This window comes from Mucilaginibacter tolerans, from assembly GCF_030519375.1.
In the GTDB taxonomy this organism is placed as follows: domain Bacteria; phylum Bacteroidota; class Bacteroidia; order Sphingobacteriales; family Sphingobacteriaceae; genus Mucilaginibacter.
The window spans coordinates 52,082-65,968 of sequence record NZ_JAUMKB010000014.1; the positions used below are offsets into that span (position 1 = coordinate 52,082).

Sequence of the window (13,887 nt, forward strand, 5' to 3'; positions counted from 1 at the left end):
CACAAATGTTCGGATACAAAGGTGGAAATTCCTCATTGCTAATTCAGGATTAGATGTGCCATAAAAAAAATTACATTTCTGAGAAATCTCATTACAAAAAAGAAACCCGGCTGATCAACCGGGTTTCTTTTTTGCATTTAGCTTTTTATTATTGGTGCGGGCCGACCTCTTTTACCCGTGTCTGGTTTAATTTGTTGCTGACGGTTCCTGGGCGCATTCGGATTGAAGCCCGGTATCGTATTCTGATTTGCTGGTCGCTGGTTTAAATTCTGTCCAGGCTGTTGCCCGTTGCCATTACCCCTGTTAAACCTCTGATCCTGCTGAGGATTGTTAGGTTGCTGATTAGGGTTCTGTTGCGGGTTCTGGTTACCATTACCTCTGTTAAACCTTGGATCCTGCTGCGGATTGTTTGGCTGCTGATTAGGGTTTTGTTGAGGATTCTGGTTGCCATTGCCTCTGTTAAACCTTTGGTCCTGCTGCGGATTGTTCGGCTGCTGATTAGGGTTTTGTTGAGGGTTCTGGTTGCCATTGCCTCTGTTAAACCTTGGGTCCTGCTGCGGATTGTTTGGTTGCTGATTAGGGTTCTGTTGAGGGTTCTGGTTGCCATTGCCTCTGTTAAACCTTGGGTCCTGCTGCGGATTGTTTGGCTGCTGATTAGGGTTTTGTTGCGGGTTCTGGTTGCCATTGCCTCTGTTAAACCTTGGATCCTGCTGCGTATTGTTCGGCTGCTGATTAGGGTTCTGTTGCGGGTTCAGGTTACCATTACTTCTGTTAAACCTTGGATCCTGCTGCGGATTGTTCGGCTGCTGATTAGGGCTCTGTTGAGGGTTCTGGTTACCATTACCTCTGTTAAACCTTGGATCCTGCTGCGGACTGTTCGGCTGTTGATTAGGGTTTTGTTGCGGGTTCTGGTTACCATTACCTCTGTTAAACCTTGGATCCTGCTGCGGATTGTTTGGCTGCTGATTAGGGTTCTGTTGAGGGTTCTGGTTGCCATTACCTCTGTTAAACCTTGGATCCTGCTGCGGACTGTTCGGCTGCTGATTAGGGTTCTGTTGCGGGTTCTGGTTACCATTACCCCTGTTAAACCTTTCGTCCTTGTTCATCTTGTTAGGGTCATTACCAGGCCTGTAAGCTTCTACATGTCTTGGTGCAGGTCTACTGTAATTATTATTATTATTATTATTATTATTTCCCTGCGCAGGGATCTGCTGAATAGCCGGACGGTAAACTGAAAGCTGGTTGTTTGACAAAACCTGTGCACCAGGCCTTGTATTATTGGTTATCCTTACTGCTTGTATGTTAGTGTGCGCTGCGTTTTCTACCATGCCTACCTGCGGCCCACGGTTATATCGGTAACCTCCATTATTGTTACCGGGGCGGTTATTATTAGCATTGTAATTGTTTACATTATTAACAATGGTAATGTTGTTGATGATTGTAGTATTGTGCTGAATATAGTTGTTCACGTTTACCTGGGTCATATGTCTACCTTGTACGACGTTCCAACTATTGGCGGCAGGCATCCACTGGCCGCTTGCTACTACGTTCATGCTTACGCGCGGGGCAATAGGCGCCCAGCAAAAATTATCATTGTAATTACCCCAGGTAACCCATGCAGGTGCCCATTCGTGACCGGGTAACCATGCCCAGCCATAATAGTCGTCATAAAACCAGCGCCCATAGTGGAATGGAGCCCAGCCCCAGATATAGTTTGAAACCCAGGTCCAGCCGTAGTCGCTGTATACCCAGTAGCCATTGGTAGCATAGGGCCTGAAATCAGGTCCTGCATCCGGAACCCATACGTAGCCATAGTCAGGGTAATTTACCCAGGTACCGTAAGGAGCGAGTTCATCATAAAATACCTGGTCCGTTTGATAGTTTGTATTATCAAAATTGTCGTTGTATACCGGTTGCGGTGGAGGCGAATAGGCACTGGTTTGCACCATTGCCGAACAGCCCGCCAGTGATATGGCAGCCGGTATTACTATATATAATATCTTTTTCATGATTGTAATTGCTAAAATATACTTATGAAATTTATAAGTATGACAATTGCTGGTTCAATTAGTTTAAGCTATATGCCAACAATATTAACAAGATATTTTAATATATAATTTACGCATAGATATTTAGCTTGGAGCAAAAAAAAGCCATATAGCATTAGGTGCCATATAGCTTCTTGAATATCAATTGAATATAATATCGCGTTTACCTCCAGGCGCCAATAATAAGCCCCATTAGTGTTAGCGAAACAATGCTGTACCCGCCGTTAATGAAAATATGGCGCCAGCCTTTGAGCTCAAATAAACTGTGAATGGCAATGGCGCAAAACGTCCATATCCCGGCAAGGAAACCTGCGGTAGCACCCCATGAGGCTGTCGTCTTCGCGTCAGCCAGGAACATAGCAAGATTTACAGCCATAAGCAGTGAGAAAATAAGAGTGAAACCGAATATCTTGCCTTTGTTACCCTGCTTTATTTGTTCCTCAGATAGGTTGCTGTCTACCATCCAGGCATTACCAAAAATTGGGCGCGAATACCAGACACCACCTACCGCAAAAGCGGAGAGGCCCGCAACAATCACTGCGAGCCAGTTGATCAGAGAGAAGTTCATTTGTTTAAAGGTTTAATTTAAGTTTAAATAAATTTATGAAAATTTATCTAAACTATTGAACCTTATAACGGTAAACATAGCGGCCAATATTGCCGTCTTTATCAATGCCTTCGATAATGGCCTTGTAGGTTCCTGTTCCGTCAGAGTTGAAGAACTCAAAGGCTGCATTACCAGCTTTGTCTGTTACTATAACAGGGTTCCAGTATATGGTGCTGCGGAAATCACTACCTGCCGAATTGGTTGAAGTACTTTCATATTTTGGCGAATAAAATGTACGGGCAGTGCTATAGCCACCAGGTATAAACTCTATTTCATTGTTTTTTGGCAGCATAGCCAATAGCTCATCCTTCGATATTTTTTCGCCTTTAGGTATTTTTTTAATATTCACCACTAAAACGCCACTTGTTCCTGTAGTTCTATTAATGTTTGTAAAGCCGTCATTGTTAAATATTTCAACAGACTCCACCATTTTCGGGTCAACATTGTACAAATAACTAAAATCTACCGGCATACCATTAACATAATAGGCAACCGGAGTTCTTTTACCACCATTGTATTCTCTTGTAATGTAAAAATTATTGTTGTCATAAGTTAATCCAAGGCCAGCGCCTACCAGGCAATCGCTAAAAGAGTTGCAATCTTTAAACCTATCGCCGGGAATTTCGTGATCAGCCAGCATGCTTAATCCGGTTAAACTACTATAATCTGCATGACTGACTTTTTTAATGTTCGGTTTGGCCTTGATAACCACGCCCTCCAGTACTCGTGGTACATTTAGTTGTTTTTTATTATTTTGTAAATAGGGGCGAAGGGTACTGTCGATATTGGTTATCTCGCCGACCGGATTAATGTATACTGTAGAAGGCGGGGCGACTAATGGATCTATACTAAGCATCAGGCTGCTACTGTTTGGATTATCGCGTGCTGTGATTTTTATGCTTGATGTATCAGAAACAAGGACATTCGGAAACCTGAATGCGCCATTCGCATCGGTAACGGTTTGTGTAGAGTAAGCCTTATCAGGAATAAATAAGCGAATATTGCCCCGGGCTATGGGTAAGCCCGTATTATTACGGAGGATACCTGAGATCGCTATACCTTGCTCTGGTAAAAAGGCTATCGGGGGAATTTTGTCTGCCAATAAATTTTTATAGGTAAAGCGACGATAGCCTTGTGTTAGCATTAGGACGTCAAGATCATTTATACTATTGTCATCATGATGATTAAAATAATAGCCGGGTTTTTCGATATAGCCCCTTAGGTCAGATGATAAAAGCAGCTGGCTTAATATATTAGGGGCATCGTCATCGTCATAAGGTACAATTGACTCATTGATTACTGATACTGAAAAGTTTCCCTCAGAAGGTAATACTTTATTTTTAGCTGATACAAGCACCCGCGTTTTTTGCCTGCGTGAATACGCAGACTGATCGGTTTTCATGCTAAGATTAAGCTGATCATTATTCTGAATAAAAACTACCCGCTCGCCTAATGGCGAACCTTTGTACGAGAAAATAGTGATCTGTAAAATACCTGTCGGGAATTTACTTTTTGCTATGGTAGCTGAATAACTGATATTTTGTAATACTGTTTGTGCTGCATAACATACCACGCCGCCGCTTTGAGCCATAACATAAAATGTCCGGCCCCGGTTCTTCTGAAAAAATCCCTCGTTGGTCGTTATTTTTATACTTAGGCTATCCTTCGCATTGTTGTTTACAGACAGGTTAATTCCTTCAGCGCGCACGTTGGGCAGATCAAAACTGCTCTGCGAGCCATCGGCAAAGGTAAAATTGGCTTTGTAGGTTTTGCCATTCTCCGGTGTCAGGGCAAATGCCCCCATACCCAAATGCTGCGATTCAAAATTAGCCACCACAGTACCATTATTATCAACAATGGTCCCTTTTGAATCAATCCCCAGGCCATCAGGTTTGATTGCCTTAAATGCTACTCTTGATCTGATGCCACTGATCAGATAACCTCCTTCAGGAAAGAACTGGGCATCAATGCCCGGTGGAGTTAATTGTATCGGGAAGACCTTTGTGACGGTCTTCTTGTCTTCCAGCTCGAGATCTGCGCTGATGGTGCTTGAATTTAATTCAGCGGGCTTTTCACTCGTGAAACTGATACTCACCACTCCGTTTTGATTGGTTTCGCCTTTCCCTTTGCTTATTGTGCCATCATCATTTAGTGCCTTCCAACTCACCTTTTTATTCGCATAGGGTTTGCCATCTTCGTCTTTGTAAACTATTTCTGCGTTTATTTTATCAACTTTTTCGGATATCGAGTTTTTGAAAGTAATACGCGGTAATACCAGGCCAGGATTATTGGCTCCAACGGTGATCGTTTTGTTAAAAAAGTAAGCCTGATCAGCATTGCGCATCCAGCGCGTATAAGCTCTTACATGAAAATTTCCACGCTTAGCAAAATCAGGTGTCAGGATAAGAGAACCGATTGCTATACCATTTACAATTTGCAGTTTTAATTCTCTGGGTAACTGTCCTTCGTTAATAAAATCCACATATAAAATCTTGCTTAGTGTAGTTGGCTGATGCAAGTCAACGGTGACATAAGCTTTAAACCAGATCGTATCGTTTACGGCGTAATAAGGTTTATCAAAATGGATATAAACCTTTTCGACAGGACGATCGTTAGTTAGTTTTTGGGTTTTGGCTATAATGGTAGTCAGTGGAATACTATCGCGCTGTGCAAAAGCCGCAAAATGCATGATAGTAAGTGACGTTAACAGAACAAGTAAAAATTTTCTTAAATTCATCAAAATTGGTGTATCAAAGGTGCCGGCTAAATATAGCTATTTCAGGCAAGAGGCCATGAAATAAGGCCCGGGTTTAACATTTTTTTACAATTGTTACCGGTAACAGTACGGAAAATCTAACGTATACCTCAAAAATAAAGTGTAGACGCAGTAGAAATGTTACGTTGAGGATTTTGGATAAATGAAGAAGAAAAAAGAAAAGATCTATTTCAAAGATCAGTGGGCGGGAATGACCGATCATCTGAAGAAATTTATAGAGAGTGGCGAGCAGGAAGAATTGCACCTTTTTCGCGTGCAGGTAAAAAAACTGCGGGCCATGCTGGAGCTTTTGGACATCAATTCAACAAAACATCCTTTAAAAAGAGACTTTAAACCGGTAAGGAAGATATTTAAACGTTGTGGCGAGATACGCAATGCCTTTATCAATCTGCAATATGGCCAGCGTTTTCAGTTTAAGAATGAAGACTTTTTCATGAATCATTTGTATGAGATAGAAAAAGGCACACAGGAGGTAAAAGAGCTTGGGAAAGAATATCTGAACACAATGAAGACCGCTTATAATGACATAGGTGACGACCTTGAGCCGGTAGATAATAAGGACATTGTGCAGTTTTATAAAACGAAACTGTATAGTATTGCTTCATCATTAGAAAACCTCCAGTTTACCGATGAATTGCATGCTACCCGTAAACAGATTAAAACCCTGATGTACAACCGTAAAATAGCTCACGATGCATTAGACGGCAAACTACAGATCAGTAATGATTACCTCGATAAATTGCAGACACTTATAGGCGACTGGCATGATAATGTGCTGGCGATGGAATTGTTTTCTTCAGCCGGGTTTAATTCAAAACCGGTTATTACAAAAATCAAAAGTCAGAATACCCGGTTAAAAAGAGCCATTGCTGCATTGGCACACGATTTTGAACGAAAAGCTATCCTGGCACAACAATTGACCATGCATTAAAACAATGGGACTCGAGATAGAACGCAAATTTTTGGTAGACCATGAAAAATGGGAGGGGGTAGAAAAACCGATGGGCATTTCTTACCGCCAGGGGTATATGCTGCGGGATGATCAGCAAACTATCCGGGTAAGAGTCTCGGATAAGAAAGGATACCTGAACTTTAAAAGCAAGATATCCGGCCTAAGCCGTAAAGAGTATGAATATGAAATTCCACTGGATGATGGCCTTGAAATATTAAAAGCCTTTACTACTAATGGTACCGAGAAAATTCGATACCTGGTTCCATTTAAAGGTAAAATATGGGAAGTGGATGTTTTTTCGGGCGATAATGATGGCTTAATCGTTGCCGAAATTGAACTAAAAAGCGAAATAGAAGAATTCGAAAAACCTGATTGGGTAACCACTGAAGTGACCTATGACGGACGTTATACCAATGCAAGCTTGTCGATATATCCATACAAGGATTGGCGCGTGTAATAATTTGGTTATCTGCAATAAATCTTTTCCCGATTTGCTATCTTCATAGCATTAACCAATCACCCTGAGTATGAAAACTGTTCTATTTTTTGTCCTTTTTTTTGTTTGCGGTTATGCCTTCGCACAGGATGTCCCAGCCCGCTGGGACGAACTGACAGCAACTGATTTTCCTGTTGCCTTAGACAAATCATCACAAACCTGCATTTTACCATTTGGCATATTAGAAAAGCACGGTCCTCATTCGCCGATCGGGACTGACTTGATCCATGTTCGCGAATGGGCTGCCAGAGCAACTAAGCAGGAATATGCTGTTGTATTCCCCGATTATTTTTATGGGCAGATCAATGAAGCCAAACAACAATTAGGCACTTTTGCTTTGCCAAGCCGCGTAATATATGACTTGCTGGAAGCTACCTGCGATGAGATTGCCCGTAATGGGTTCAAGAAAATAGTAATCTTAAACGGACATGGTGGCAATCCGGAATTTATCCGGTTTTTCATGCAGTCTTTTCTGAATAAAAGGCACAACTACGTCATCTATTTTTATACACCTGGTACAGACGATGACTATGCCAAACAATACCGCCAGATGCATAAATCAGATATGAAAACCGATCAGCATGCAGGCGAAAGTGAAACATCGGTATTGATGTATTATCGTCCCGACCTGATGCGTATGGACAGGGCAACCGCACAGTCAGGAGCCGATCAGAAAAGATTGAACATCCCTAATTTGTATACGCCCATCTGGTGGTATGCATCCTATCCGAACCATTATGCAGGCGAGGGCGACAAGGCAACACCTGAGTTTGGGAAGTTTATTACCGATCATGAAATCGCTTCGTTCATCAAGGCTTTAAAAGAAGTAAAGGCCGATGAAACGACCCTCAAGCTGCAAAACGAATATTATGATAGGGTAGATAACCTGGTAAAATAATTCATTGGGATTCACTCGATTATATCATAGCCGGGCGAATCTCTTAACCTTGAGGCAACCCTTTTTCGTATGAATGCGTGATGACTGTATATACATACACAGTTAAAACACATTTTTATGAAAACTAAAATCATTTCTTTGGCTCTCGTGATAGCATGCAGCCTCTTTTTGTTGGCAGGTTGTGGTGGTAAGAGCTCCAATAATTCAATGAATCCAACATCTTCCGGAAATACCCCTGTTGCAGCAGCTTCAGTAAGTATAGAAAATTTTGCTTTTTCGCCAGCGACCGTGCATGTTAAAATAGGAGGTACGGTCACCTGGACAAACAAAGATGCCAGCCCGCATACAGCCACCGATCTTGGTGGAAGCTTTGACAGCGGAAGCCTGAACACCGATCAGACCTTTAAAAAAGCGTTCTCAACGGCAGGGACCTATACCTATCATTGCACTATACATTCTATGATGGCCAATGCCACTGTTATAGTTGGTAACTAAAAAAGTATACTCAAAAATAAGCCCCGCTACCGTCCTGGTAGCAGGGCTTATTTATTTGTACCAAAGCATCACAGATGCCAGCGGCATGATCAGGAGGAGATTGACTACCAGCCGATGCCTTTTTTAGCATTGCCATTTTTAATGTGACCTTCGGCGGTAGCTTTACTCATGATAGCTGACATTTTATTGCCTGCACTATCTTTACCACTTGCAATGTACCTGCCTGACTTTACATCAATAACCGGATCGATCATCGGAACATTTTTAGTCTTGGTTTTTACTGAATACGCGGTTATTCCGCTCCCTGTTGTTGCCATGATAAGTTGTTTTAATTTTTTTATGTTAACCCTAATTAAGTAGAATTGTTTACCAATAAACGTATTTTTTATTATTGGCGTAATTTTTTTTTATCCACTTTTAGGTTGTTTTCAACAAAAAGTGTTTTATTTTTAAGAAACCTACTTAATGTAAACGTAAATATATTGCTGTAAATCACATGTATATTTTGTTGCTGTATCAAAAGCCATTAAGTAACATTTTACGCATCAAAATTGTTATTATTGTATAGCCAAAACTTCTATTATGAATAAAAGAGACTCAAGTATTACCTATCTACTTTTAGGTATATACGCTTTAATGGTTAACTGGTATTACAATCATAACATCATCCTGCTGATACTTGCTTATATCTTCTGGCCGTTGTACCTGATATATGAATTGCTTACTGGCAATCTTTCGCATGGTATGTGGAAGGAGATTCCACTGTCGTACTTTAAATAGTTCTCATGGCCAAATTTTATGACAGCATCCTAGATCAGCACAGGGAATTTATAGCCAAACAAAAAATATTTTTTGCGGCCAGTGCCCCACTTGGTTTGGATGGGCATGTAAACCTTTCGCCAAAGGGCAGCGATAGCTTCAGGGTGTTGTCAGATCATCAGGTCGCTTATATGGATATCATAGGAAGCGGCAATGAAACATCGGCCCACCTGCTCGAAAATGGACGTATTACATTTATGTTTTGCGCATTTGAAGGGCCGCCCAACATTTTGAGATTATATGGACATGGTAGTGCCATTCTGCCAGGAGACTCTGATTGGCAGGATCTGGTACAACATTTTCACTTACAGCTCGCTACACGGCAGATTATTGTTGCCCAGATAGACAAAGTGCAAACTTCCTGCGGTTTCAGCGTGCCATTGTATGAATATCTGGGTGAACGTGATCATGCTGAAAAATGGGCATTAAACAAAGGGGAGGATGGCCTGGAAGCCTATAAAGCCGAAAAAAACCGCATCAGCATGGATGGTTTGCCCACCGCATTATTTTAAAAAGCGCAAATAATCAATTCTCTTCATTAAATTTAGACGCCTTCTTTCATCTAAATAAACCTATAATGAAGAACCGCTGTCTATTACCATTCCTTTTACTCTTATTTACCTATACATGGGCTTATGCTCAAACTGCTAATCCGACGGATAAACCCGACCGCTGGAATGCCCAATGGATAACTGTTCCGGGCGGCACAGGAGTTGATTATGAGATATGCCTGTTCAGGAAAACGATCAATTTAACAACAAAGCCGCCGGTGTACCTGGTGCATGTATCAGGTGATAATCGCTACAAATTATTTGTGAATGGTACGCTGGTCTCTATCGGCCCGGCACGTGGTGATTATTATTACTGGAACTATGAAACTGTGGATCTGGCGCCTTATCTGAAAGAAGGAAAAAATGTGATTAGCGCGATTGCTTTTAATGAGGGACTTATCAGGCCAACTGCCCAGATGACTTTCCGTACAGGTTTTATTTTGCAGGGACATACAGAAACAGAAGAACAGATCAATACCAACTCAAGCTGGAAATGCTTCCGCGATTCGTCTTATGTGCCCTTGCCCGTGCTGCTGGTTTATAGTTATTATGCCGCTGGCCCGGGTGAACAGATAACGATGAAACTGCATCCCAAAAACTGGCAGCAGGCTGATTTTGACGACTCCAAATGGAAGGCGGCGTTAAAAGTATCCGACGGCACACCCAAAGGCAAGTTTACATTTATAGAAGGTTGGATGCTGGTGCCATCGCCTATACCTGCACGTGATCTGGTAATGCAGCGCCTGCAGAAAATGCGCCAGGAAGATGGTGTTAGCTTGCCGTCAATATTTCCTGCGGAAAAAGGGCCAGTTACTATAGCGGCACACACCAAAGCAACTATACTGCTCGATCAAACCTACCTCACCAATGCCTATCCAACCATCGTTTTTAGCAAGGGTAAGGATGCAGGTATCTTATTAAGCTATGCCGAAGGGATGTACAAAATTGAGATTGAAGGTAAAAACAGTAAAGATTGGCGGGCGCAAACGGTTAAAGGTAATCGTGATGAAATAGAAGGAAAGAGATTTGTCGGCCGTAAAGATAGCCTGATAAGTGATGGCAGCGACGGACAGCAATTTACGCCACTTAATTGGCGTACTTTCCGGTACATTCAATTGATCATTCAAACTAAAGACGAGCCATTGGTGATAGATGACTTGTATAGTATGTTCACTGGTTATCCATTTAAGTATAATGCCAAACTGGAGACTGAGGATGATACTCTTACTAAAATATTGGAAATAGGCTGGCGCACGGCACGCTTATGTGCCTGGGAAACATACATGGATTGCCCATATTACGAGCAGTTGCAATATGTTGGCGATACCCGTATACAAGCTTTGGTATCATACTACAATAGCGGCGATGACAGGCTTGCACGTAATGCTATTACCTTGTTGGATCACTCCCGTATTTCTGAAGGAATAACACAGAGCAGATATCCAACGGCGGTAATGCAGCAAATACCAACCTTTTCGTTATGGTGGATAGGTATGCTGTATGATTATTACCTGTATCGGGATGACAGTGGTTTTGTAAAAGATAAATTGCAGGGCACAAGGGACGTGATTGGCTTCTTTAACCACTATCAGCAGGCCGATGGCTCGCTGAATAATCCGCCGTACTGGGAATTTACTGATTGGGCAAACGGCAAGGCCCTGAACCCGAAAAAAAACTGGAACGCAGGAGTAGGTCCGATAGGAGAGAATGGCAACTCATCAGTACTCGATCTGCAATTGTTATGGGCTTACCAAATCGCTGCTGAACTGGAAAGCAAGCTGGGTAGCAAAGAATATGCAGCTACCTATCAGCAAAGAGCAGCGCAACTAAAACAAACCATCCGTGCAAAATATTGGGTAACTGCCAGGAATGAGTTTGCCGACCGTCCTGAGAAAGATGTATTTTCGCAACATGCTAATTCACTGGCTATTCTGACAGGTGTTACTACTCCGGTAGAAACTGTGCAGGTAGCACATCAGTTATTGTCGGATACTTCACTTATCCCGGCATCCATTTACTTTAAGTATTATCTGCATCAGGCACTTATTAAGGCCGGGTTAGGTAATGATTACATCAGCTGGTTGGGTATATGGCGCGATAATATTAAAATGGGGATGAGCACCTGGGCCGAAATGTCTGATATTGCGGCATCACGCTCTGATTGCCATGCCTGGGGATCGAGCCCGAATATCGAACTGTACCGCACTGTATTGGGAATAGAGAGCGATGCAGCGGGATTCAGAAAAGTAAAGGTAGAACCACATTTGGGCAGTATATCCCATATTGGCGGTGAAATACCTCATCCTAAAGGTACTGTCAGCGTACAATATGCCCTGCAACACAATAAATGGCATATAACCGTTACTTTACCCGGGGGCGTACCGGGGACGCTGGTATGGAAAGGGAAAGAGTATGGTTTGAAGCCAGGAGAGAATAATTTAACACTTTAGCATCACCATTGTAAATAATGAACCCGGAACTGCTGATTGACATAGGTTATACCCTGCTGATCATTGTCATTTGTCTGCATATTGTGTACAATACCCCTTCTAACGATAAAGCACTGGCTTATGTGCTGGTAACTATATTCTTACCCTTGGTTGGCATAGCTGTTTATTTTGCGTTTGGGACAAACTGGCGAAAGAACAAGCTTTACAATAAAAAAATAGTGCGTGATAAAACGGTATTAGCCGACCTGCGTGAACGGATAACGCTTGAATCGGAGAAGGCGTTGGATACGCAGGAACAGGCCATCAGAAAACATAGAAAGCTGGCATTATATCTGTTGAAGGATGGTATGAGCCCTTTGACCGGCGGTAATGAAGTAAAACTGTTGATCAATGGTGAAAATAAATTCCCTGAAGTGTTGGAGGCACTCCGGAGGGCAAAGCATCATATCCATATTCAGTACTATATTTTTGAAGATGGCGATATAGCCGAGGAGATCAAAAATGTTCTGATACAAAAGGCACAGGAAGGTGTTGCGGTGCGCTTTATTTATGATGATTTTGGTAGCCGCTCCATCCGGCGGTCGTTTGTTAACGAGATGAAAGCTTCCGGAATTGATGCTTTTCCATTTTATAAGATTCATTTTATTTTATTGGCCAACAGGGTAAATTATCGCAATCACCGTAAAATAATTGTGGTAGATGGTTGTGTAGGGTTTATAGGCGGCATCAATGTGAGCGACAGATATATAAACAAGCCCGGGCAGTTATTCTGGAGGGATACCCATGTGAAGATTAGCGGCCCCGGGGTATATTACCTGCAGTATTTGTTTATTTCAGACTGGAATTTCTGCTCCGGTAAGCGCTTAAAACTGGAACGCGATTTCTTTTGTACCAAACCCACCGAGCACGGCAAAGCCACAGTGCAGATAGCTGCCAGCGGCCCGGATTCAGATGCGCCAACAATTATGTTTTCAATGGTACAAACTATTGGGCTGGCAGAAAAGGAGCTGCTGATCACTACGCCATATTTTATTCCGGGAGAGGCGATTATGGATGCCTTACATGTAGCGGCTATGAGTGGGGTAAGTATTAAGCTTTTGGTACCCGACAAATCAGATTCAGCTTTCGTTAATGCTGCCGCGCGTTCTTATTATGCCGATTTGCTCGCTGTAGGAGTCGAGATCTATTTATATCAGAAAGGGTTTGTTCATGCTAAAACTTTAGTGTCAGATGGGCAGATGGCGATCATTGGTACAGCTAATATGGATCATCGCAGTTATGATCTGAATTTTGAAGTAAACAGCATGATCTATGATATTGCTACCGCCAAACAATTAAGGGACGTTTTTTATAGCGATATTAAACAGGCTAAAAAAATAAGCCCCAATACCTGGAAAAAACGTCCCTATTATAAACAACTGCCTGAGAAGCTGGCCAGGCTAATGTCGCCGCTGCTTTAATTATACTTTTTCGACCACTACAGCTGTACCGTAAGCCAATACTTCGGTTACGCCCTGCATGATTTCGTTGGCATCATAACGCATAGCGATGATGGCATTGGCACCCATTACCTGTGCGTGCTGTATCAACAACTGGTAGGCTTCTTCACGGGCATTTTCGCAAAGTTCAACATAAATCGAAAGCTGGCCACCAAAAAGAGACTGGAAGCCACCGGCAATATTGCCCAGTACACTACGGCTGCGCACCGTCACGCCACGTACAAGACCAAGATGTTTAACGATTTTATAACCCACTAACTCGTTACTGGTGGTTATTAATGAATGATCCATTTTAT

13 protein-coding genes are annotated in these 13,887 nt (G+C 42.3%); 8 read left to right on the top strand and 5 right to left on the bottom strand.

Annotated elements, in window-relative coordinates; translation table 11 throughout:
• Window positions 1–137 precede the first annotated feature (137 nt).
• From Q3A68_RS17910 to Q3A68_RS17920, 3 genes are all read right to left on the bottom strand, one after another.
• The gene (locus tag Q3A68_RS17910; RefSeq protein ID WP_302902493.1) at window positions 138–2,009 is read right to left on the bottom strand and encodes a DUF6600 domain-containing protein; all 1,872 of its coding nucleotides are present in this window, start codon (window positions 2,007–2,009) and stop codon (window positions 138–140) included.
• A 202-nt stretch (window positions 2,010–2,211) separates the two neighbouring features.
• Window positions 2,212–2,616 carry a DUF1761 domain-containing protein gene (locus Q3A68_RS17915; RefSeq protein WP_302902494.1) on the bottom strand — a complete coding sequence of 135 codons (405 nt, stop codon included), beginning with the start codon at window positions 2,614–2,616 and terminating at the stop codon, window positions 2,212–2,214.
• A gap of 52 nt (window positions 2,617–2,668) precedes the next feature.
• On the bottom strand, window positions 2,669–5,392 hold the full coding sequence (locus tag Q3A68_RS17920; RefSeq protein WP_302902495.1) for an Ig-like domain-containing protein: 2,724 nt from the start codon (window positions 5,390–5,392) through the stop codon (window positions 2,669–2,671).
• A 181-nt stretch (window positions 5,393–5,573) separates the two neighbouring features.
• Here Q3A68_RS17920 and Q3A68_RS17925 point away from each other — a divergent pair, with 181 nt between their 5' ends.
• From Q3A68_RS17925 to Q3A68_RS17940, 4 genes are all read left to right on the top strand, one after another.
• Window positions 5,574–6,362: a CHAD domain-containing protein gene (locus tag Q3A68_RS17925; protein ID WP_302902496.1), complete on the top strand. Its 789-nt coding sequence runs from the start codon at window positions 5,574–5,576 to the stop codon at window positions 6,360–6,362.
• 4 nt (window positions 6,363–6,366) lie between these two features.
• A complete protein-coding gene (locus tag Q3A68_RS17930; protein WP_302902497.1) occupies window positions 6,367–6,840 on the top strand; it encodes a CYTH domain-containing protein in 474 nt (157 codons plus the stop codon).
• 70 nt (window positions 6,841–6,910) lie between these two features.
• The gene (locus tag Q3A68_RS17935; RefSeq protein ID WP_302902498.1) at window positions 6,911–7,777 is read left to right on the top strand and encodes a creatininase family protein; all 867 of its coding nucleotides are present in this window, start codon (window positions 6,911–6,913) and stop codon (window positions 7,775–7,777) included.
• 117 nt (window positions 7,778–7,894) lie between these two features.
• Window positions 7,895–8,272: a cupredoxin domain-containing protein gene (locus tag Q3A68_RS17940; protein ID WP_302902499.1), complete on the top strand. Its 378-nt coding sequence runs from the start codon at window positions 7,895–7,897 to the stop codon at window positions 8,270–8,272.
• Between the two features lie 104 nt (window positions 8,273–8,376).
• Here Q3A68_RS17940 and Q3A68_RS17945 read toward each other — a convergent pair whose 3' ends face one another.
• On the bottom strand, window positions 8,377–8,589 hold the full coding sequence (locus tag Q3A68_RS17945) for a hypothetical protein (protein ID WP_302902500.1): 213 nt from the start codon (window positions 8,587–8,589) through the stop codon (window positions 8,377–8,379).
• 265 nt (window positions 8,590–8,854) lie between these two features.
• Here Q3A68_RS17945 and Q3A68_RS17950 point away from each other — a divergent pair, with 265 nt between their 5' ends.
• The 4 genes from Q3A68_RS17950 (at window position 8,855) to cls (ending at window position 13,552) form a co-directional block, all read left to right on the top strand.
• Complete coding sequence (locus Q3A68_RS17950) at window positions 8,855–9,052, top strand: hypothetical protein (protein ID WP_302902501.1); 198 nt, start codon at window positions 8,855–8,857, stop codon at window positions 9,050–9,052.
• Window positions 9,053–9,057: 5 nt separating this feature from the next.
• Window positions 9,058–9,603 (top strand): pyridoxamine 5'-phosphate oxidase family protein, encoded by a 546-nt coding sequence (locus Q3A68_RS17955; protein ID WP_302902502.1) that lies wholly within the window; start codon window positions 9,058–9,060, stop codon window positions 9,601–9,603.
• Window positions 9,604–9,668: 65 nt separating this feature from the next.
• On the top strand, window positions 9,669–12,092 hold the full coding sequence (locus Q3A68_RS17960) for an alpha-L-rhamnosidase-related protein (protein WP_302902503.1): 2,424 nt from the start codon (window positions 9,669–9,671) through the stop codon (window positions 12,090–12,092).
• A gap of 17 nt (window positions 12,093–12,109) precedes the next feature.
• A complete protein-coding gene (gene cls, locus Q3A68_RS17965) occupies window positions 12,110–13,552 on the top strand; it encodes a cardiolipin synthase (protein WP_302902504.1) in 1,443 nt (480 codons plus the stop codon).
• On the opposite strand, the gene Q3A68_RS17970 is transcribed toward cls, so the two are convergent.
• Window positions 13,553–13,882, bottom strand: coding sequence for a YbjQ family protein (locus tag Q3A68_RS17970; protein ID WP_302902505.1), 330 nt, complete (start codon window positions 13,880–13,882; stop codon window positions 13,553–13,555).
• Window positions 13,883–13,887: the final 5 nt, after the last annotated feature.